This window comes from Aphanizomenon sp. UHCC 0183 (genome assembly GCF_009712065.1).
Taxonomy (GTDB): Bacteria; Cyanobacteriota; Cyanobacteriia; order Cyanobacteriales; family Nostocaceae; genus Dolichospermum; species Dolichospermum heterosporum.
In genome coordinates, this window is record NZ_VILC01000128.1 from 1 (window position 1) to 21780 (window position 21780).

Sequence of the window (21780 nt, forward strand, 5' to 3'; positions counted from 1 at the left end):
TACTAGGAACGAGATGTGGTAGGGATTTGAGCTTAAGTTGACACCAATGCACCTTCATCAACTCAGTTGGTAATGTTGTACTGGACATTCACGATATCTCAGATGTCAGGGAGTGTCGCGGTTAAAAGTATTCAGTATGTCACAGTTCGAGAGAAACCGAAAGACATCTTTTGTTGTCTCCTTTTTGTGCTTACTCATTGAATTTATGACAAATTTCTTGACAAAAGATATGAAATCTGCTAATAATTGTAATTTGTGGAAACTTTACCCTTTAATATAATCTCTTGGCTAACGTCATTGTCATAGGTGCCCAGTGGGGCGATGAAGGAAAAGGTAAAATAACTGACTTACTCAGCCGCTCCGCAGACGTGGTGGTACGTTATCAAGGGGGAGTTAACGCTGGGCATACAATCGTAGTCCAAGGTCAGACGTTTAAGCTGCACTTAATCCCCTCTGGTATTTTGTATCCAAAAACCGAATGTATCATTGGCTGTGGCACAGTCATAGATCCACAGGTTTTGATCAAAGAACTCGAACAACTAGAACAATTAAATATTTCTACGGCTAATCTGTTGATATCTCAGACGGCTCATGTCACCATGCCCTATCATCGCATGATTGACAAGGCATCCGAGGAAGTCCGGGGAAATCATAAAATCGGGACAACAGGTAGAGGCATTGGTCCCACCTACGCGGATAAATCGGAACGTACAGGCATCAGGATGTTAGACCTGATGGACACCGATGGACTGCCTGAGCAGTTAGAACGGACGATAAACTATAAAAATACCATTTTAGAAAAGCTGTATAATCTACCACCCTTGAATCCACAAGCAGTGATTGAGGAGTATTTAGGTTATGCAGAACGCTTGCGTCCTTTTGTCGTTGATACATCGTTGAAAATCTATGATGCAGTTTTACGGCGACGAAATATTTTGTTTGAAGGCGCACAAGGGACATTGCTTGATCTGGATCATGGAACTTATCCCTACGTCACATCCTCCAACCCAGTCGCTGGTGGGGCTTGCGTTGGTAGTGGATTAGGTCCGACAATGATAGATCGGGTAATTGGTGTATCCAAAGCCTATACTACAAGAGTGGGAGAAGGTCCATTCCCCACAGAACTAAATGGCGAAATTGGGGACTTGCTAGGCGATCGCGGTGCAGAATTTGGCACAACTACAGGGCGTAAACGTCGCTGTGGTTGGTTTGATGCGGTTATCGGGCGTTATGCAGTCCGTATTAACGGCATGGATTGCATGGCACTCACTAAACTGGATGTTCTCGATGAACTAGAGGAAATCAATGTTTGTGTGGCTTATGAAATTGATGGTGAACGCTGCGAAGACTTCCCCACCAGCGCTCGTCAGTTCGCTCGTTGTCGTCCCATCTACAAAACTGTACCGGGGTGGCAAGTTTCAACAAGTCACTGTCGTACCCTGGAAGAGTTACCACAAAAAGCACTGGACTATCTGAAATTCTTAGCAGAATTAATGAAAGTGCCGATCGCAATTGTTTCCTTGGGAGCAAGTCGTGATCAAACTATCATTGTCGAAGACCCGATTCACGGTCCCAAACGCGCACTGTTACAACCCAACGGTACACCTGTTTAGTCATTGGTCATTGGTCATTGGTCATTGGTCATTGGTCATTGGTCATTGGTTAGTAGCAAAATAACTGACAACAGACAACAGACAACGAATAACTAACAATTAACAAATTAACAAATTATATGGCGATCGCACTCGAATCTAAACCCCGTCCCGAAGGTAGCAAACCCAGAGCTTTGCGCCGTTCAGGCTTAATTCCCGCCAACTTGTATGGTCACAAAGGAATTGAATCAATTGCTCTAGTTCTTGACGCTAAAGTTGTAGAACGCCTGCTCAAGCAAGTTACCCCCAACAAAACCGAAATAGAACTCAGCATTCCTGAATTAGAGTGGACTGGTACAACCGTAATCCGCGAACTTCAGATCCACCCAGCCAAAGGCACACCTTATCACCTAAGTTTTTTTGCTGGCGCTAAAGGCTAAAATTCAGGTAATACAGCAGGAGTCAGGAAGTAGGGGCGCAGGGCCTGCGCCCAGTCAAGAGTCAGGAGTAAAACTGGCTTTGTGTATAGGTTTCAATTTAGATTGTGTACGCAATCTGCTGTAATAAAGAAGAGAACCAGGGTTAGCCCTGGTTTTTTTGTGGAAAAATTATTTATAGTAGGGAACGGGGAACAGGGAACAGTCCAGAAATTTTCCCATTACCAATCACCAATTACCAATTACCAATAAAAATGACAGAAACCAATCTCCCGAATTTAATCTTACAAATGTTACAACCAGGATTTTATCCCCATCCCGTAACAGAACCAATTCAACTAATTCAAACTCATATTTCCTATGTCCTCCTCACCGGGGATTATGCTTACAAACTCAAAAAACCAGCCAACTTTGGTTTTTTAGACTTTTCCACCTTAGAAAAACGGCATTATTTTTGTCAAGAAGAACTGCGACTAAATCAAAGAGGTGCAGGTGAATTATATTTAGAAGTTCTTCCCATCACCGTAGTAGGTGAACAATACCATTTAGGTGGCACAGGAGAAGCCGTAGAATATGCAGTAAAGATGCGTCAATTTCCCCAAGAAACCCTATTTAGTAAACTTTTTGCCAGTGGAAATTTGTCAGAAAGTCACTTAGAAGAATTGGGACGAGTTGTAGCTGAATATCATGCAAACACCGAGACCAACGATTATATTCGCAGTTTTGGAGAAGTCTCCCAAGTCCGATTAGCAATTGATGAGAATTATCAACAAGCTGAAAAATATATTGGTGGACCCCAAACAAAAGAACAATTTGAGGAAACAAAACAATATACAGACAACTTCTTTCTCCAACATCCAGAACTATTTAAAAGCAGAATTGACAATAACTATATTCGTGAATGTCACGGCGATTTGCACCTCAGAAATATTGCTCTTTGGCATGACAAAATTATGCTATTTGATTGTATAGAATTCAACGAGCCTTTCCGCTTTGTGGATGTCATGTATGACGTAGCATTTACAGTCATGGATATTGAAGCCAGAGGACGGAAAGACTTAGGAAATGCCTTTTTAAATACCTACGTAGAGCAAACTGGAGACTGGGAAGGTTTACAGGTATTACCTTTATACTTAAGCCGTCAAGCCTATGTACGAGCTAAAGTAAATTCCTTTTTATTAGATGATCCTAATATCCCGGCTGCGGTCAAAGAAGAATCTGCAAAAACCGCATCTGCATATTACCGTCAAGCCTGGGAATATACCAAACCCCAACAGGGAAAACTGATTTTAATGTCAGGATTATCTGGTGCTGGTAAAAGTACCACAGCTAAATATTTGTCCCGGAAACTCAACGCAGTTCATCTCCGTTCTGATGCTGTGCGTAAGCATTTAGCAGGAATTCCCCTCCTAGAAAAAGGTGGTGATGAAATCTACACACCAGAAATGACCCAAAAAACCTATAGCCGATTATTAGCATTAGGAATTATACTGGCTAATCAAGGTTGGTCTGTGATTTTAGATGCCAAATATGATCGCCAGGATTTACGGGAGACAGTTATTTCCCAAGCTACACAGCATCAATTACCTGTACATATTATCAACTGTACCGCACCCCTAGAAGTCATCAAAGAACGACTCCTGAACCGTACTGGTGATATTGCTGACGCAACCGCTGATTTATTAGCATCGCAAATCAAGCAATCTGAACCATTTACAAATCTCGAACAACCTTATATAACAGTTGTGGATACAACTCAACCGCTAGACACGCAATTATCAAAACTGATTTAATTTTTGTCTAGTTAACTTAGGGTTCAGCATTGCGCTTTCCTCGTTCCCATACTCTGTATGGGAATGAACTCTAAAGGCTCTGCCTTCAATCATAGTAAAGGCAAAATGTCTATGATAGCATTCTCATTCAAATAGTAGAGGCAGAGCCTCTGTGATAGCATTCCCAGTCAGAGACTGGGAACGAGATAAACGAGATAAGAGACTTCCAATAAATAAATTATCCTAAGAAACGAACCACAGAGGCACAGAGTACACAGAGAGAGAATTTCTGCATCAGTTTTGGGACATTTTTTTATTTGGAAGTCTCTAAACGAGATATAATTATTCTTTCTCCTGATTTCTAGCATTATGGCACCAAAAAATAATCTACTAGGCGATATTTTCTCTTCCTCTCCTAACTTTCTTTCTCAATTGTTATTTGGATTATTTTTATTTATTATCTCCAGAATTGCTAATGCTTCAGTTCCTCTCAGTTTATTTATAGCCATTATGGGTGGTGTCACCTTGGGGCGGTTCACACTTGCCAATGATAGTAATTCTGAACCTACTACCGTCGCCTCTAATGATGGCATTGATGCTGGATTAAAATATTGGTTGTTTTTTATGATGGGCTGCCTTTTCCTCGGTTATTCAGCCCCTATGAGTATTATATTCGGTGCGATCGCTGGAGTTGGTGGAGGTTGGATTATTGGTTGGTGGAGAAGTGAGGAGGCGTTACAAACACAATTATCAGAGGAGATTGTGGAAGAAATAAATCCAGAACAGCCGAGTGAAAGAAGTGCAAAAAGACGCAAAAGAAAACCTACTCGGCGCTTCCGTCGGGACTCTGCAACTTTCAATTTTCGCTTTTGGGAAAAGTAATTAACAATTGATAATTAGGATTATAAAATTAAATTGTCAGAATCAGGATATCCAGGATTAAAGGATTTACAGGATGTTTGCTTGAGTTGTGTTTTGAGAAAAACGCATTGGTGGAGATGGAAAAATTGATTTTACCTTAACTTCTGATTCATCAATTGGTATTCAGGTTAAAACCCGTTATTCAGCAAGCCCTAATTATATTTATTATGTAGCTAAACAATTAGCTGGATCAGTTTTATCTCAGTCAGCATCTGGTTGTAGAAAAACGAGTCCACCTATGACTAGTCTTGCAAGCCATGTTTTGTTAAATAAACATTTAGCTAGAGGTGGTGATAAATAACCAAAACAAATTCCTATATTCCTATCGGGTTAATTATTCATGCAAAATAAATTATCACGATAGGAAATTGATTTTATACCTTTGGTAAGCTTCGCTTTTTAGATAATAAAATAATTCAGATTAATGATTTTATTCAATCCTGTCAATCCTGAAATCCTGGACATCCTGATTCAGACAAATTAAATATCAGGTTCTACACCCAACAACCTTAACTGTGTTCTATCAACCTTTCCTTCTGTAGTCTTTCCTGTTCTGTCGGAGTCAACATCCAAGGAAATTGATTTTTATTCTTCACGAGGATCTGATAGTGGTGGATGCCAACCCGCTTCTACCCAAAAATGCCTAGCGACTTGAATAGAAGGCTCATCACGTCGTTCATCATTGAAGTCAAAGCGATCGCTAGTAGCTCTTCCTGTAGGCGTTGTACCTACAATTTTTATACCATCTTTTGTCCATATAAAATGCTCTGACCATTCTTGCTGACGAGGGTTAAATAAAGCAACTTGCTCTTGAGTTTTAGGATCAGTAGCTACTATAAAATTATAATGACGCTCATTACAGCGATGGCAAGCCAAAGCTAAATTATCCAGTTCGTCTGAACCCCCCAAAGACTGCGGCATAATATGATCAATAGTAAAACGATCAGGACTCAGATATTCTGGAGAGTGACAATATTCACAGAGAAATTTAGCTCGTTTTCTTATAAGTCGTCGAGTTGGTTCGGACACCATTTACTTTTAGCTGCTAGTTGAGCATTAATTAAGGTAAATATTCGCTGTAACTCCGAGATACCTACATATTCCGCTTCCTCTTCAGAAGTCAGTTTATCAGATTTTTTCTTTGCTAATAGTTCTTCAAAACGTATCTGTAGTTCTTCGGTAAATTTAAATAGATAAATATTACCAAATTCACTCATCTTCATGCCAGAAGATATTAAAGACGAAGGTTGAACCATTAATTGAGTAGCCATTGTATGTTCACAGTGCCTTTATTTGTATTATCTCATAAAAAATCCTGAAATCCTGGGCATCCTGATATGGCTTGCGCCACGCTACGCTATCAGACAAATTAAATATCAGGTTCTACACCCAGATTTCTTAACTGTTCTATCAATCTTTCCTTCTGTCTTCTTTCCTGTTCTGTAGGAGTTAAAACCCAATTACCAGAAACATCATACCAGCGTAACCAAGGCTGCTGAATATTATTATAACTTCCCTCCCAAACTCCCAAACCTAATTCTATTTCTGGTATCCAAAAACGAGAATCTGATGATGATAAATCTATTTCCATATAACGTCCACCATCTAATTTAAACATTCTAAATTCATACTTGTAACGGTCAAAAACAGCATAATAAGGAATCCTCAAAATCTGCTCATAAACCTCCCATTTTGTTGGCGGTTTTTTTACATCTCGTAAAGTTTCTCCTAAATCTTCCTTTTCCGTTCCTGGTGAGAGTAATTCAACTATAATAAAAGGAGTAATTCCCTCTTGCCAAATTACATAACTCAGTCGTAAATCGCCATTTTTATAAAGAGGAGAAACATTCACAGATACAAACCAATCTGGTCTTTTATACCATGTTGGATGATGAGGATCATAATATAAATTCATATCACTAGCGGTAAAGATGTTGTCGCTAGGATAGGTAGGAGAATTAAACGTTTCGTCTAATAAACGGGGTTGTAATAAATTAAATTGATCAGGCAAACCTTTTTCCTCTGGATCTTCACTTTTGAGATCATACATTGTTGGTAACACTTCTTGGGGAGAACGGGGCGGATCAGTTTGATACATAGTAATTTTCTTGGAAAATATAATTTATTGTGTGTTCACAGTGTCTTTATTTATTCCTATTATCTCATAAAACATCCTGTAAATCCTTAAATCCTGGATATCCTGTTCGCGTAGCGTTCTAACAATTTCACCATCTATTTTCTCTTTTCTCGATGATTAGCAGCTTGTAATAATAAAGATTCAGCAAAAGAAATTGCTTCATTTGCTGATTTACCACCAGCTAACTGTGCTAATTCCTCTCGTCGGGTAGTTAAATTATCTAAACTTGTTACTCTCACAACAGTCCGCTGTTCATCATTACTATTTCTGGCTTTATTAATCACTAATTTATCAACGCGAAAATGACGATCTGCCATTGCTGCAACTAGAGGCTGATGGGTGACACATAATACTTGATGTCCTTGACTAAGTTGGTGCAATTTCTCTGCTATGGCTTGGGCAACCCTACCAGAAACCCCCACATCAATTTCATCAAATATCATTGTTCCCACTTCATTTCCTTGATTGAAACAAGCTTTTAAAGCTAGTAAGAAACGGCTCATTTCTCCACCAGAAGCAATTTCTGTTAATGGTTGGATAGGTTCACCGGGGTTAGGACTAAACATAAAGGTAATTTTATCTGCACCTGTAGCTGCGGGAGAAATGGGGACGATTTCTACTTGAAATTTCACCTTATCCATTGCTAACGGCTTGAGTTGGGCTAATAACCGAGATTCTAAATTAGCCGCAGTTTGACGACGTAATTGGGTTAATTGGTGGCTGACTTGCTGGAGTGCTTGTAAAGATAATTGTTCTTGTTGTTCTAAAGTTTCGATAGATTGTTCGCTATTATTTAATTCAGCTAATTCAGTTTGAATACGTTCATAATAAGCGATCGCTTCCGTTAAAGTAGGTCCATATTTGCGACAAATTTGTTTTAATTCCCGTATCCGTTCATCCACCTCTTCCAACCGTTGCGGATCTGCTTCTAACCCTTCTCCATAAATACTAATTTGTCTCCCCACTTCCATTACCGCTGCCACTGCATCTCGCACCAATTCCAAGAGAGATTGTAATTGAGGATCATACTCCACCATGTGAGTTAATGTCATCTCTCCATCGGCTAATAAATCAGCAGCAGTGCGAGTTTCCTGATCATCTTGATACAAAGCCTGATAAACTTTGTAACTCATTTGTTGCAAATCCACAACATGATTCAGGCGGTCCCGTTCTTGATTTAATTGTTCCATTTCCTGGGCATCATCAAGATTAGCCGCACCCAATTCTTGCACTTGATATGTTAATAAATCCAATTGTTGCAGCCGTTCCCGTTCTGATGTCCGGCGTTTTTCCAGTGCTTGCCGGGCTTGTTGATATAGAATAAAAGCAGCGGCAACATTTTGGCGTTTGTGCAATAAAGCATCACCACCATATAAATCTAACCAATCTCGAACTTGGGCAGATTGTCCCACCTGTACTGTTTGTCCTTGTGCCGTAATTTCTACTAAACTGTCTCGTAATCCTGCCATTAAGGGGCGATTTACCAGCACTCCATTTACTCTTGATCTACTGCGGATATTACTAGTAGTGGTGGCAATTTCCCGACTAATGATCACAGCATGATCATCGGTTAAATCAATTTCTTGTTCACTTAACCAAGCAGCTAAAGGCGGAGTGACGCTAAAAGTCGCCTCCACTATAGCGCGATTTGTGCCAGTCCGAATCACCCGACTAGAGACTTTACCACCCAAAACGGCATCAATGGCATCTAATATGATTGATTTTCCTGCGCCGGTTTCCCCTGTTAATACATTTAAACCTACACCAAAATCCAATTCCAGATGATCAATTAAGGCAAAATTTTCAATTCTTAAATATAGCAGCATTTAAATAATCCTTACTATTGCAGATTTCCCCGTTTTTATTGATTATGGCGTTGGTGAATGAAAGTATGAATTAGTCTCACGCAAAGGCGCAAAGGTGAAGATTTTTAATTTTCCTTTTTTCTACTTCAATATGGCTATTAGCAACGCTCAAAACCTAGAGGTGTAAGGGTTTAGCTCAGGCTTTACCCTACCTGTAGAATCAAACTTATGCTATGGGAAACAGAGTAATGGTTGTATCTCCACTTCCAGCCGCTAATATTTTACCATCTGGACTGAAAGCAATTGAGTAAATTACAGAATCAGTACATTTGACACTAGAAATTTCTTCTCCACTAGCGACTGACCATAATTTCACTGTCTTATCTTTACTAGCGCTCGCAAAATTTTGTCCATTGGGACTATATGCAACGGAACAAATATGATCAGAATGTCCTGATAAAGTTTTAATTTCTTGACTAGTTTCTAGATTCCAAAGTTTAATAGTTTTGTCTTGACTACCACTAATTAAAGTTTTTCCGTCGGGACTAAATGCTAGAGAAGTAATCCCTCCAAACCAATCAGAATGTCCTGTTAAGGTTTTCACTTTATTTTCAGCTAATTGTAAAATCTTGATAGTTTTATCATTACCACCTGCACCACTAGCTAATAGTTTACCATCGGGACTAAAAGTTACAGATAAAACATCATCGGTATGACTTTTGAAAGAGTAAACTTCTTTTCCTGTTTCTAATGACCACAGTTTAACTGTTTTGTCTTTACTTCCACTCGCTAAAATTTTTCCCAAGGGACTAAAGGAGACAGCATTAACTCTTTCTTCATGTCCTGTAAAAGTGAAAACTTCTATTCCTAGATTTACATCCCATAATTTAATAGTTTTATCATCACTGCCACTGACCAAGAATTTACCATCTGGACTAAAACCTACGGAATTAATCCCTCTAGACCAAGAATATTCCCCATGTCCTTCAAAGGTGCGATGTTGCTGAGTTGCTAAATCCCACAATTTAATTATTGTATCATCACTACCACTTGCTAAAAATCTACCATCTGGACTAAAAGCGACAGAGAGAACTTTATGTTTATGTCCTTTGAGATTACTGAAAAATACTAATTTTCCTGTTTTGTCATCTATTATAGATGTGGTAGGAATTACTTCTAGTGTTTCTTGATAATTATCTGATTCTTTTATACTTGATTCATTTGCTAACTGTGACGGGTTAAACCAAGTATTTAATTCCGTTAATACATCTAATGTTTTCAACGATTTGTTAATAGAATTGCTAATAGAATTTAAGTTATTAATTGTGGGAATTTCTTCTCTTTCTTGACTTGCTGTTTCCGGTATTGAATTTGTTTGCGAATTTGATTTATTTTCAACTTGTAACGGTTGTACCAAAGCTGTAAATAAACTATCTAATTCTGTTAATCCATCTGTCAAACGTTGGTTAATAGAATCAAGAATGTCATTATTTTTAGAACTTTCACTTTCTTGCTTTTCTTTAATTTCACCTATTGATTGGTTTTGTTCTAAAATTGTCTGATGTAATTTTTGTGTTGAATTATCAATTTCTGCAAACCGAGAATTAACAACTTCGATTTGTTGATGAATTTGGGTAAATTCCTGACTTTGATTTTCTTGATTATCCCGTAATTCTGCTAATTGTTGCTGACTGCTTTCATTGCCATTTTTGATAGAGGTTTCAATTTCTGCAAATCGAGAACTAAAGACTTGTAGCTGTTGATTAATTTGTGATAATTCAGTTTGCAATTCTGCAATATTTCTCAAATATTCATCTTTATCAACAGTAGAATTTAAACTTTCTAGAGAAATATCTAATTGCTGTACCCGATTATTGACAATTTGCATTTGTTGATGAACTGCATTAAATTCTGTACTTAATTTTTGCATTGATATTTGAATTTTCTGGTCAACAATTTGACTAATTTCCTGTTTGTAAACTTCAAGTTTTCCCAAACGTTCATTAATAGCACTTTCAATAGTTTGGTCAATAATTTGGCTGAGTTGTTGTCTCCAAGCTTCGATTTGTTCTAAACGTTGATTAGAGGTATTCATGGTTTTTTCAACTTGGTAAAATTCTTCAGTGATATTTTGCAAACTTGTTTGTAATTGCTCAATTTGTGATTGTGATTGGGAATAATTAAACTTAGGACGATTAACTAAATTTAAAGCTACACTTAAACTCAGGGGAATAACCGCATAAACCACCTGTTGCGTCACTGTCGCTACTATTGTTCCTAATACTGATAATCCCAAACATACATACTCGCTAACTTCTAGCAACTGACGATTATTCATGGTAACTGGTATTACTTGTCAAGTCGTGATTACTATATCACAAACTATACTCAATAAGAGAAATCCACAAAAAAGATGATCCTAGTGCTTACGCATTGACAAAGTTTTCTAAATATGTAATGTAGATTTTATCTCTTGTAGGGTGCGTCAGACCCAATAATTTGGTAAAAAACAGATTTCCTCTATCTGACGCACCCTACTCAATATGTAATGTGGATTTTATCTCTTGTAGGGTGCGTCAGACCCAATAATTTAGTGAGGGACTTCCAAGAAATAAATTATCCTGATTAACCAACCACGGAGGCGCAGAGGACACAGAGGAATAAGGGTTTGAGAGATTTTTGCGTTAGGTGGTTTATCGGTTGTCAAGAGATTGCTTCCTTTCACTCGCAATGACAACTCATGCAGCACAGGTTTATTAGAGACTTCCAATCAAAAAAATATCCCAAAATTTCTTGTGGTGCGGGACGAATTGCCCGCTAATCATCAAGGACGGGCAAGGATGCCCATCCCACAAAATTGGATCATTTTTTTTGTGGAGTTCTCTAAAACTTTATTTTCTCTTACTCTTTGCGCCTCTGCGTCTGTGCGTGAAAAAAATTCTTTCCTTCCGCAACGCCAGTTTTTAGATATAAATACTTCCAGATCGTATATCTTGACAATAGCATAAAATTTCGAGATGTCAATACCCTAGTAAAATCGTTAGCTTATTGATTCCATTCTCAATAATCTTGAGAATTAATCTAGCATATTCTCAATAAACATAGAAATGTGATTTTTTTGCAGAAGAGAGATTTAAAAAACTTATCTGTCTGACTGCATTGCTAGAAAATTAGCAGCTATGACTTAAAAATTGCTAGATTAACAGAAGATGTAACTATCTCCTTAAATATGGTATCTACTCCCATAACATTCTCCGATATTCAAAATCATTGGTCCCGACCATTTATAGAAGCTTTAGCAGCACGGCGGATTATCAGCGGTTATCCTGATGGAACTTGTCGCCCCAATAACCCTGTAACTCGCGCTGAATTTGCTGCCATTATCGCTTCAGTTTTTTCCCAACCAGTTAAACGTGCATATCTCCCTTTTGGAGATGTTCCTGATACACATTGGGCAATAAACGCGATTAAGAAAGTTTATGAAACTGGATTTTTGACGGGTTATCCGAACAAGCTGTTTGGGGTAGATGAAAGTATTGCTAAGGGTGATGCTTTAGTCGCAATGGTCAATGGTTTGGGAATTGCGGGTCAAGTTGACCTGGATTTAGTGAGTAAACTGGCAGAAATTTATCAAGATGGATCTTTAATTCCTTACTATGGAATTAATCAAATAGGTTTGGCGACCCGTGCTGGTTGGGTGGTGAATTATCCCAACGTCAAAATACTAAATTATAAAACAGCCGCTACTCGTGCAGATGTGGCAGTGATGGTTTATCAGGCTTTAGTGTATTTGGGAAAAGCGGAAAAAATTCCTTCTGATTATATTGTTGCAGCACCTATAACCACAACGATTCCTATACCTAAACCGACAACCTCCAAGACTGTTAAGGTAAATCATCGGCGAGAATTTCGAGGTGCTTGGGTTGCGACTGTGTGGAATAGTGATTGGCCTTCTAAGCCAGGACTGTCTGTGGAACAGCAAAAAGCGGAATTGGTGGCGATTATTAAACAGTTACAAGCTTTGAATTTCAACGCTTTGGTTTTGCAAGTCAGACCAGAAGGTGATGCTTTATATGCTTCTGAGTTAGAACCTTGGAGTGCTTGGATAACAGGAACTCAGGGAAAAGCACCAAGTCCATTTTATGATCCTTTGGAGTTTGCGATCGCTCAATGTCATCAACGCAATATTGAATTACACGCTTGGTTTAATCCTTACCGCGCTAGAGCTAACAGTCAAGTTTCTACCGTTCGTCCTCATATTGCAGTTACAAATCCCGAAGTTGTTTATCAATGGGGTAGTCAACTATGGATGGACCCCGGTGCAAAAATCGTTCAAGATAGAGCATACAACGTCATTATTGATGTTGTCCGCCGTTATGATTTAGATGCGATTCATTTAGATGATTATTTTTACCCCTATCCCATATCTGGTAAACCTTTTCCCGATCATAAAACCTACGCAGCATATAAAGCCAGTGGCGGTAAACTGAGTTTAGAAGATTGGCGACGGGAAAACGTCAATCAAATGGTATTGCGACTTTCCCAAGGAATCAAAGCCACCAAACCTCATGTGAAATTTGGAATTAGTCCTTTTGGTATTTATCGTTCTGGAGAACCTGCGGGAATTGTCGGGTTAGATGCCTATAATGTTCTCTATGCAGATTCTAAAAAATGGTTACAACAAGGCTGGATAGATTATATTGCTCCTCAACTTTACTGGCGGACTGACCAAACCAAACAAGGTTATCAAACTTTGCTGAAATGGTGGACAGAAATTAATACCAAACAGCGTCATGTCTATGCAGGTAACAATCTCGGACAACTAGATGGTAAGGAATGGAAAAACAGCGAAATTGTCAAGCAGATTCAGATTTCTCGGAATTTAGCAGGTAGTTTATCTTTGGGTAATATCTTTTTCAGCATGACTGGCATTCAAGAAAATCGTCAAGGCATTGCTGACCAATTTAGAACCGATTATCCCACACCTGCCTTAGTTCCCACTATGTCATGGCAAAGTTCCATCACGCCACCACCTCCCAAAAACCTCAAGTTTATGGATGGAAAATTAAATTGGGAAGCAGGAGATAATCAACCTGTGCGTTCTTGGACTCTATATTCGCAAAATAACAATAATTGGATAATTCAACGCATTTTATCCGCTGGTACTACCTTTGCGACAGTTCCACCGGGAACTTATGCAGTCTGTGCTGTGGATAGATTAGGGAATGAAAGTGCAGGTGTAACGATTACTGTAACTTGACTCCTAACCCTAACGAAAAGACTTTTATGTCAATCAAATTTATTTTGACAGGTAAATGAGCGATCGCTCACAAAAATCTCAATTAGATTGTTTGTAGTGGTAACATTATCGTGGTCTCAAAAGGAACTTAACCCTTTGAATACCTCATAACTTATACTCAACACGGCTTAATTACTTGATTTTATGGGTAGGGGTAAAGCAAGAGCTTCATAGGTGTCAACTTAATCTCAAATCCCTACCACATCTCGTTCCTAGTCTCTGACTAGGAATGCAGTTGATGAGGCTCTGCCTCTAATATCATTGAAGGCAGAGCCTTCTAGAATTCATTCCCAGTCAGAGCAGGGGAATGAGACGAGTTGAGTTCTTTGCGGGATAGATGTTTTACGTTAAGTTGACACCAATGAAGCTCTTGCTTTACCCCTACAAATCTCCGGTTTTCGTCAGTAACCCAGCCCTAAAGGGACTGGGCTTGCAAGAGTAATCAAGCAAGCCGTACTGACCAGACCACCCTGAGTTTACTCTCATGGTAGCCGTTATTTGAGTCACGACACCCCGGAATGCGTTGCTAGTTCCCTGCTCTGTCGCTTGTGATTAAACAGTTCTAAGGTCACTGGAACAGTGTTGCAAGCTCAAGCAAGCTCTTATAACAGGTCGTTCGCGCCAGCGTGCCGGAGGCATCTAGCTAACATTACCCCAGAAATGGGAGTTGGTTTCCAGATTCCAATCAAAAATCTGGTTTCAATTTTAATATCCACAGCGGTTAAAACCGCTCGTGTCGTTTCCCTCTCAGGTCTAAAGACGCGCTCGTTTCCCACTTACCGGGTGTTCTTATGATGAAATTTTGCCAATTACGCGATAGCGAAGCGCTGCTGCAAGCAGTTCGCTAGTTGGTATATTGAAAGGTTCTCATGTTGATGTAGCGGACTATAAAAAACATTTAGAGGAGAAGTATCTTTGAAAATTGTACTTGATACAAACATTGTTCTTGATGTTTTACTAGAGCGTGAACCTTTTGCCAGTTTATCTATTAATTTATTTAATGCCGTTGAGCAGCAAGTCATTCAGGGTTATCTTTGTGCGCTTTGTGCGACAACGATAACTACGATTGATTATTTGTTAACTAAATCAATAGGAAAGCAGTCAGCCAAGATTTCTATTAATCAATTGCTTAATTTATTTGCGATCGCAGAAGTTAATGATGTTATATTGAAAGCAGCGATAAATTCAGATTTTTCTGATTTTGAGGATGCTGTTTTATATCATTCAGGAGTTTGTGCGGGTGTGGAAGCCAACAGATGATTAAAAAACTCAAATAGGACTGCTATATTAAAATAGTCTCTCATACTTAAAAAATATCAACCATGACCACCCAAACCGAAGCCCAACTAGAAGCAGACTTAATTACCCAACTGCAAAGCATGAAATATGCCAGAGTCAAGATTAAAAACCTATAGGAATACTTACTTGCAGAATAATACTTGCAGGACTATCAAGTTCATAGATAGAGGATGATTCAGGAATAGGATCACCATATTCTTGCATTACTTTTAAATGCCCAATAATAGCTTCTTTCATATTTTTTTCAATTTCTGCAATTGATTCACCAGTAGTTACACATCCTAATAAATCAGGGACATAAGCCGAAAAATTGTTATCAGCTTTTTCGACTATCACAATATAATTTATAGTTTTCGGAGTTAGAGCGATCATAATTAATTATCTCCATTTAGACCAGCTTGTTTAAAAATGCTATTAAGCGTACCTAACTTAAGATCATCAGACAATTTTCCTGGAACAGTTACAGTCCCTTGCTTATTTGGATGCCGAAAATGTCTATGACTACCCGTAGTTCGTATATGTACCCATCCATCATTTTCTAGTAATTTAATTACTTCTTTTACTTTTTTAGTCATAAATTAAGAATATTTACATCAATTATAAGAAAATGATGCTTTACTTCCATATAAATATCATAACTCTTTATATTAAAATAGTCTTGTGTGTAAAAAATATCAACCATGACCACCCAAACCGAAGCCCAACTAGAATTAATTCATCGAGGTCAGTAACCCAGCCCTAAAGGGACTGGGCTTGCAAGAGTAATCAAGCAAGCCGTACTGACCAGACCACCCTGAGCGTTGTCGAAGGGTAGCCGTTATTTGAGTCACGACACCTCGGAATGCGTTCGCGTCAGCGTGCCGTCAGGCATAGCTAGTTCCCCGCTCTGTCGCTTGTAATTAAACAGTTCTAAGGTCACTGGAACAGTGTTGCAAGCCTAACAAGCTCTTATAACAGGTCGTTCGCGCCAGCGTGCCGGAGGCATCTAGCTAACATTACCCCAGAAATGGGAGTTGGTTTCCAGGTTCCAATCAAAAATCTGGTTTCAATTTTAATATCCACAGCGGTTAAAACCGCTCGTGTCGTTTCCCTCTCAGGTCTAAAGACGCGCTCGTTTCCCACTTACCGGGTATTCTTATGAGATTAATGTGGCGTATATTCTCGATTTGTTGAGAACCATGAAAAAAACTATTGAGCGCGTTTCCGAAAAAATCCAGTTATTTATTGATACATTTATCGAAGGTATGGGTGGAACTGTTTAGATTTTGAGATTCTCTACCTTTTAGAGGATGTTTGTGGAAGTGACAGTATTAATTCATTCCATAAACGTAAAATTTCCCCCTTGAGTGCGATCGCTTTTGACTCTGCGTTCCTACATCATGACTCCTGCTATATCATCAGTAATATTGTTATCAATTCCCAATTATGGAACAATCTAACCAGAAACCAGGGAAAACATCCCGACGTGGGTTTCTCGGACAAGCATTCACCGCAGCCGGGGCGGCTATTACTGTTCCTGCATTGCTGACTCAAGAAAGTGCAGCCAAAGAAACTACTCTAGGAGGCAACGGCGAGATGAATATAACACTCAATGTTAATGGTGAGCAACGCCCCCTCATTATTGAGCCGCGTGTGACTCTCCTGGATGCCCTGCGGGAACGTTTAGGATTAGTTGGTAGTAAAAAAGGCTGTGATCATGGACAGTGCGGCGCGTGTACTGTGCTGATTGATGGTGAACGAGTATATTCTTGTCTTTCTTTGGCAGTCATGCAGGAAGGCAAAAAAATTGTCACCATTGAAGGACTAGCCAGCGGGGATACTCTCCACCCCATGCAAATAGCCTTTATTGACAACGATGGCTTTCAGTGTGGTTACTGTACACCAGGGCAAATTTGCGCCTCTGTGGCACTACTGGAGGAAGTTAAACGCGGTTGTGCTAGTGCAGTCACCTCCGATTTACAAGCTCCTCCCCAATTAGCTCAACTCTCGACAGCGGAAATTAAAGAACGATTAAGTGGGAATCTTTGTCGGTGCAGTGCTTATAACGGAATTGTCGCCGCAGTTCAACAAGCAATTGGCCAAAAACCTCCTTCGCCAATGGCAAATATCATTACCAGTGAATCCCAGGGAGTATCAGTATAATGAATAACTTTACTTATATTCGCGCTACCACGGTAAAAGATGCCGTCAACCGAGCCGTTGCTGACCAAAATGCTATGTTTATTGGTGGCGGTACAAATTTAGTTGATCGTCTCAAAGCCTTTGTGGACGAGCCATCACAACTAATTGACATCTCCCGCCTACAAATGCAGAAGATCGAAAAAATGGCTAATGGTAGTCTGCGGTTGGGGGCGTTGGTGACAAATACGGCTGTAGCTGATCATACTGATATTCGCCGTGATTACCCGATGTTAACTAGGGCAATTCTGTCTGGTGCATCTCAACAAATTCGCAATATGGCCACAGTCGGTGGTAATCTCTTACAAAAAACTCGTTGCCCTTATTATTACGATACTGCTTTTGCTTGTAATAAACGTGAGCCAGGAACTGGATGCCCAGCAGCAACGGGGATAAATCGAATGCACGCAATACTCGCTGCAAGTGATCAATGTGTCGCAGTTCATCCTTCTGATATGTGTGTGGCATTGGCGGCTTTAGATGCGGTGGTAGAAGTGGAAGGACCTCAAGGTAAAAGACAAATTCCCTTTGGAGATTTCCATCGCTTGCCAGGAAATACACCAGAAAAAGATAGTAATTTACAGCCAGGAGAATTAATTATTTCTGTGATTTTACCACCTTTAGCTTTTGCGAAATCAGGAGTTTATTTAAAACTGCGCGATCGCACTTCCTATTCTTTTGCTTTAATATCTGTAGCGGCTGCTTTAGAAATTGCTGGGGAAAAAATCAAAGATGCTCGTTTAGCACTGGGTGGCGTTGCCCATAAACCTTGGCAAGCAGTAGAAGCAGAAAAGTTTTTAATTGGTAAAACGGCAGATATTTCCACATTTACCCAAGCGGCAAATATCGCTTTACAGGGAGCAAAACCTTTAGCTCATAACGGTTATAAAATTGAACTAACAAAACGGGCAATTCGTCGCGCTCTCACGGTTTCGGCTCAAGGAGGAGGTATAGCATGAATAAAATAACTACAACCAATATTAATCGTAAAGATGGACAGGCAAAAGTAACAGGTATAGCCACCTATGCCGCCGAACATCAAATACCAAATTTAGTTCATGGTTATTTAATAACTGCTAGTATTGCCAGTGGAAAAATAAAAAGTGTCAACACCCAAACAGCAGAAAAATATCCCGGTGTAATTGCCATTTTCACCCATAAAAATGCCCCCAAAATTTCTAAGCCTAGTAATAATTTCATTAACTCCAAAATTTACGAAGCGCGACTACCTTTAGCAGATGACACAATTCATTATGCCGGGCAAATTATCGGTTTAGTAGTAGCAGAAACCTTTGAACAAGCAAAGGCAGCAGCACATTTAGTTAAAGTTGAATATACTAGCCAAAAACCAATTTTAGATCCCCAAAAAGTTACCTTAAAAAATGCTCCCTCCATGTTTGGGGAAGACTTGAAATTTGCCAAGGGTAGTTTTGCTACTGGTAATTCAACGGATGCAATGGCAGGTGCAGCAGCGAAAATTACCGCTACCTACAAAACAGCGACGGAACTCCACGCACCCATGGAACCTCATGCCATTATCGCCCAGTGGCAAAATTCCAACTCCCTGACAGTCTATGAACCGACTCAGTGGGTAGGGGGTAGCCAACGCACATATTCAGAATTATTTGGACTTGCTCCAGAACAGGTAAGAATTATTACGCCATTTTTAGGCGGAGGATTTGGTTCTAAAGCCTTTCCCTGGCCACACGCTATTCTCTGTGCAGCAGCAGCGCGAAAACTTCAGCGTCCGCTGAAAGTTGTTCTCAGTCGGCGACAAATGACAGCAAATGCGGGACACCGTTCGCAAACTGAGCAAACTATTAGTTTAGCTGCTAAAACTGATGGTAGTTTGCAGGGAATTGAACATACAGCAAAATCTTATACTTCCCCTGTAGATGTTTTTGCTGAACCCTGTACAGGTATTACCCCGGCAATGTATGCTACTCCGAATTTGCGAACATCCCAACAAATGGGAGTCATGAATATTGGTACACCTACCTTTATGCGAGCGCCTGGAGAAAATCCCGGTTTGTATGCTTTAGAGTCCGCAATGGATGAATTAGCCTGGGAATTGGGCATAGACCCCGTAGAATTACGGTTAAAGAACGAAACAAAGGAACATCAAAGCCGGGGTTTACCTTTCTCTGCAAAACATTTTGCGGAATGCTTGCAGGTGGGTGCAAAACAATTTGGTTGGGAAAATCGAACTCAAAAACCCCGTTCTTTATCCCGCGACGGTAAACTCATCGGCTGGGGTATGGCTGCTTCCACTTTTCCCGGTTTAAGAAGTTCAGCTTCGGTAAAAGTCCGATTATTAGCAGATGGTACGGCTCATGTTCTCACCAGTGGTAATGATATGGGTACGGGTGCTTATACCATTGTTGCCAGTACGGCGGCCAATGCTTTAGGGCTACCAGTGGAAAAGGTGCGGGTGGAATTGGGTGATTCTTTATTCCCTAACGGTGGTATGGCTGGTGGTTCGCAAATGACGGCAAGTCTTATACCAGCAGTGATGACGGCCTGTGAGGAGGTGCTGAAAACTGCCCAAGCGAAAACTGCCCAAGAGGCGTTTACAAGTCTGCGTCAGTCCCAACGGGCTGCTTTTGAAGCGACGGGTTCTTCTGCACCAGGTGAGGAAGCTAAAAAATGGGCTTTCCAGTCCTGGGGCGCACATTTTTGCGAAATCAGCCTAGATGAAGAAATCGGCCGCTTACAGGTGACGCGGTGGGTGTCTGTGATGAATATTGGCAAGGTGATGAATGCTAAAACTGCCGCTTCTCAAGTGCGAGGGGCTGTAATTATGGGGATTGGTCACGCTTTAATGGAGGATTGCCAGTTTGATCCGAATATCGGTTATCCGGTGGTTTATGATTTGGCTACCTATCATTACCCAACTCATGCAGATATTCCCCGCATTGATGTGAGTTTTGTGGGTGAACCTGATCTGAATTTTAATTCTGCTGGGGTGCGTGGTGTGGGTGAAATTGGCATTACGGGTGTTTCACCAGCGATCGCTAATGCTGTTTATCATGCTACGGGTAAACGGATTCGTGAGTTACCAATTACGCCGGATAAGTTGATTTAGCTGTGTGTTTTGCCTCTGTGTGGGAATCAATTTCTTTTTTTCTCACGCAGAGGCGCAGAGTCGCAGAGAGAGCTTTAGGATTTTTGGCGTTGCTGAACTAAGGTATGAAATTCCCAAATTAAACCTTTAAAACTCTGACCTTTGCGTCTTTGCGCCTTTGCGTGAGACTAAAATTCATGTAATTTATTAAACCAGGTTCCCAAATGAGGATACTGCAAAAATATGAAAGAGATAAATTCTATTATTACAGCATTTTTAGACAGTCAAGACAATAGTGAACCAGTTTTTCTCGCAACTGTTGTCAATGTTCAAGGTTCTAGCTATCGTCAACCGGGAGCGCGAATGTTGATCACGTCAACAGGTAAAATGGTGGGAACTATCAGTGGTGGTTGTCTGGAAAATGATGTATTTCAACATACTCGCTTAATCACAGATGGTCAGCCAAAACTGGTTACTTATGACACCAATGCTGATGAAGATATTATTTGGGGATTTGGTTTGGGTTGTAATGGTCTGGTAGATGTTTTGATTGAGTGTCTTTATCAAGATGATTCACTTAATCCATTAACTTTTATTCATCAATGTTTTAACAATCAAAAACCAGGAATTATTGCCACTATTTTTAGTGTTGAGGGTAATATTAATGTCCAGTTAGGAGCGCGATTAATTCTCAATTCTGACGGGAATATAAATACTAACATTGCTGAATCTAGTTTAACTCAATCCTTAATTAAAGATGTTAAATCGGCATTAAAAAATCAATATTCAAGTTTTCATAAATATCAACTTTTATCAGGTGAAGTTAATGTTTTTATTGAATTCATTCAGCCTCCCCCACACCTAATTATTTTTGGTGCAGGTCGTGATGCTGTACCAGTTGCAGAGTTTGCTAAAGCTTTAGGTTGGCAAGTTACTATTATTGATTGTCGGGCTATTGAAGCAACCAAAGAACGTTTTATGATGGCTAATAACGTGATTCTAACTCATCGGGAAATTGTTCATCAACATATATCTATCAAAGAAAATACTATTGCTGTGGTCATGAATCATAATTATTTTGATGATTTAGAAATTTTGAAATTGCTAATACCATCTAATTTGAAATATTTAGGTTGTTTAGGATCAAAACAGCGAACTGCAAGATTATTAAATGATTTACTAACTGAAGGAATAGAACAAACACCAGAACTATTACAAAAGTTATATACTCCTGTGGGTTTAGATATTGGTGCAGATACACCAGAAACAATAGCAT

At 39.6% G+C, this 21780-nt stretch carries 17 protein-coding genes; 10 read left to right on the top strand and 7 right to left on the bottom strand.

All coding sequences use genetic code 11. The annotated features are described in order from the left end of the window. Window positions 1-284 precede the first annotated feature (284 nt). The 4 genes from FJR37_RS24175 (at window position 285) to FJR37_RS24190 (ending at window position 4683) form a co-directional block, all read left to right on the top strand. Window positions 285-1613, top strand: a complete 1329-nt coding sequence (locus FJR37_RS24175; RefSeq protein ID WP_027403163.1) for an adenylosuccinate synthase — start codon at window positions 285-287, stop codon at window positions 1611-1613. A 119-nt stretch (window positions 1614-1732) separates the two neighbouring features. Beyond that, entirely contained in the window at window positions 1733-2032 is a 300-nt protein-coding gene (gene rplY, locus FJR37_RS24180) for a 50S ribosomal protein L25 (RefSeq protein ID WP_039204609.1), read from the top strand. 251 nt (window positions 2033-2283) lie between these two features. Beyond that, window positions 2284-3822 carry an AAA family ATPase gene (locus FJR37_RS24185; RefSeq protein ID WP_039204608.1) on the top strand — a complete coding sequence of 513 codons (1539 nt, stop codon included), beginning with the start codon at window positions 2284-2286 and terminating at the stop codon, window positions 3820-3822. A 348-nt stretch (window positions 3823-4170) separates the two neighbouring features. Continuing rightward, window positions 4171-4683: a hypothetical protein gene (locus FJR37_RS24190; protein WP_168467335.1), complete on the top strand. Its 513-nt coding sequence runs from the start codon at window positions 4171-4173 to the stop codon at window positions 4681-4683. A 624-nt stretch (window positions 4684-5307) separates the two neighbouring features. On the opposite strand, the gene FJR37_RS24195 is transcribed toward FJR37_RS24190, so the two are convergent. From FJR37_RS24195 to FJR37_RS24215, 5 genes are all read right to left on the bottom strand, one after another. After that, a complete protein-coding gene (locus FJR37_RS24195; RefSeq protein WP_039204607.1) occupies window positions 5308-5754 on the bottom strand; it encodes an HNH endonuclease in 447 nt (148 codons plus the stop codon). Beyond that, on the bottom strand, window positions 5724-5993 hold the full coding sequence (locus tag FJR37_RS24200; RefSeq protein ID WP_027403169.1) for a hypothetical protein: 270 nt from the start codon (window positions 5991-5993) through the stop codon (window positions 5724-5726). The genes FJR37_RS24195 and FJR37_RS24200 overlap by 31 nt, the downstream gene beginning before the upstream one ends. A gap of 98 nt (window positions 5994-6091) precedes the next feature. Further along, a complete protein-coding gene (locus FJR37_RS24205; protein ID WP_168467336.1) occupies window positions 6092-6820 on the bottom strand; it encodes a Uma2 family endonuclease in 729 nt (242 codons plus the stop codon). A gap of 134 nt (window positions 6821-6954) precedes the next feature. Next, on the bottom strand, window positions 6955-8685 hold the full coding sequence (gene recN / locus FJR37_RS24210; RefSeq protein ID WP_168467337.1) for a DNA repair protein RecN: 1731 nt from the start codon (window positions 8683-8685) through the stop codon (window positions 6955-6957). Between the two features lie 205 nt (window positions 8686-8890). Beyond that, the gene (locus tag FJR37_RS24215; protein WP_168467338.1) at window positions 8891-11002 is read right to left on the bottom strand and encodes a WD40 repeat domain-containing protein; all 2112 of its coding nucleotides are present in this window, start codon (window positions 11000-11002) and stop codon (window positions 8891-8893) included. 891 nt (window positions 11003-11893) lie between these two features. Here FJR37_RS24215 and FJR37_RS24220 point away from each other — a divergent pair. Both FJR37_RS24220 and FJR37_RS24225 read left to right on the top strand, forming a co-directional pair. Next, the gene (locus FJR37_RS24220; RefSeq protein ID WP_168467339.1) at window positions 11894-13924 is read left to right on the top strand and encodes a family 10 glycosylhydrolase; all 2031 of its coding nucleotides are present in this window, start codon (window positions 11894-11896) and stop codon (window positions 13922-13924) included. A 954-nt stretch (window positions 13925-14878) separates the two neighbouring features. Beyond that, a complete protein-coding gene (locus FJR37_RS24225) occupies window positions 14879-15223 on the top strand; it encodes a PIN domain-containing protein (RefSeq protein WP_168467340.1) in 345 nt (114 codons plus the stop codon). A 141-nt stretch (window positions 15224-15364) separates the two neighbouring features. On the opposite strand, the gene FJR37_RS24230 is transcribed toward FJR37_RS24225, so the two are convergent. Further along, on the bottom strand, window positions 15365-15634 hold the full coding sequence (locus FJR37_RS24230) for a type II toxin-antitoxin system HicB family antitoxin (RefSeq protein WP_199308484.1): 270 nt from the start codon (window positions 15632-15634) through the stop codon (window positions 15365-15367). 2 nt (window positions 15635-15636) lie between these two features. Then, the gene (locus tag FJR37_RS24235) at window positions 15637-15837 is read right to left on the bottom strand and encodes a type II toxin-antitoxin system HicA family toxin (protein WP_027403175.1); all 201 of its coding nucleotides are present in this window, start codon (window positions 15835-15837) and stop codon (window positions 15637-15639) included. Window positions 15838-16687: 850 nt separating this feature from the next. Between FJR37_RS24235 and FJR37_RS24240 the strand changes: the two genes are divergently transcribed. The 4 genes from FJR37_RS24240 to FJR37_RS24255 form a co-directional block, all read left to right on the top strand. Next, on the top strand, window positions 16688-17404 hold the full coding sequence (locus tag FJR37_RS24240) for a 2Fe-2S iron-sulfur cluster-binding protein (RefSeq protein WP_168467341.1): 717 nt from the start codon (window positions 16688-16690) through the stop codon (window positions 17402-17404). Continuing rightward, on the top strand, window positions 17404-18399 hold the full coding sequence (locus FJR37_RS24245) for a xanthine dehydrogenase family protein subunit M (RefSeq protein WP_168467342.1): 996 nt from the start codon (window positions 17404-17406) through the stop codon (window positions 18397-18399). The genes FJR37_RS24240 and FJR37_RS24245 overlap by 1 nt, the downstream gene beginning before the upstream one ends. After that, window positions 18396-20525 carry a xanthine dehydrogenase family protein molybdopterin-binding subunit gene (locus FJR37_RS24250; protein WP_168467343.1) on the top strand — a complete coding sequence of 710 codons (2130 nt, stop codon included), beginning with the start codon at window positions 18396-18398 and terminating at the stop codon, window positions 20523-20525. The genes FJR37_RS24245 and FJR37_RS24250 overlap by 4 nt, the downstream gene beginning before the upstream one ends. 222 nt (window positions 20526-20747) lie before the next feature. After that, the coding region (locus FJR37_RS24255) for an XdhC family protein (RefSeq protein ID WP_168467344.1) at window positions 20748-21780 on the top strand (1033 nt) is incomplete at its 3' end.

Bases quoted from the DNA above. Each gene is read 5' to 3' on its own strand.
- rplY (WP_039204609.1), top strand. From the start codon at position 1,733: ATGGCGATCGCACTCGAATCTAAACCCCGTCCCGAAGGTAGCAAACCC.
- FJR37_RS24185 (WP_039204608.1), top strand. From the start codon at position 2,284: ATGACAGAAACCAATCTCCCGAATTTAATCTTACAAATGTTACAACCA.
- FJR37_RS24190 (WP_168467335.1), top strand. From the start codon at position 4,171: ATGGCACCAAAAAATAATCTACTAGGCGATATTTTCTCTTCCTCTCCT.
- FJR37_RS24195 (WP_039204607.1), bottom strand. From the start codon at position 5,754: ATGGTGTCCGAACCAACTCGACGACTTATAAGAAAACGAGCTAAATTT.
- FJR37_RS24200 (WP_027403169.1), bottom strand. From the start codon at position 5,993: ATGGCTACTCAATTAATGGTTCAACCTTCGTCTTTAATATCTTCTGGC.
- FJR37_RS24205 (WP_168467336.1), bottom strand. From the start codon at position 6,820: ATGTATCAAACTGATCCGCCCCGTTCTCCCCAAGAAGTGTTACCAACA.
- recN (WP_168467337.1), bottom strand. From the start codon at position 8,685: ATGCTGCTATATTTAAGAATTGAAAATTTTGCCTTAATTGATCATCTG.
- FJR37_RS24215 (WP_168467338.1), bottom strand. From the start codon at position 11,002: ATGAATAATCGTCAGTTGCTAGAAGTTAGCGAGTATGTATGTTTGGGA.
- FJR37_RS24220 (WP_168467339.1), top strand. From the start codon at position 11,894: ATGGTATCTACTCCCATAACATTCTCCGATATTCAAAATCATTGGTCC.
- FJR37_RS24230 (WP_199308484.1), bottom strand. From the start codon at position 15,634: ATGATCGCTCTAACTCCGAAAACTATAAATTATATTGTGATAGTCGAA.
- FJR37_RS24235 (WP_027403175.1), bottom strand. From the start codon at position 15,837: ATGACTAAAAAAGTAAAAGAAGTAATTAAATTACTAGAAAATGATGGA.
- FJR37_RS24240 (WP_168467341.1), top strand. From the start codon at position 16,688: ATGGAACAATCTAACCAGAAACCAGGGAAAACATCCCGACGTGGGTTT.
- FJR37_RS24245 (WP_168467342.1), top strand. From the start codon at position 17,404: ATGAATAACTTTACTTATATTCGCGCTACCACGGTAAAAGATGCCGTC.
- FJR37_RS24250 (WP_168467343.1), top strand. From the start codon at position 18,396: ATGAATAAAATAACTACAACCAATATTAATCGTAAAGATGGACAGGCA.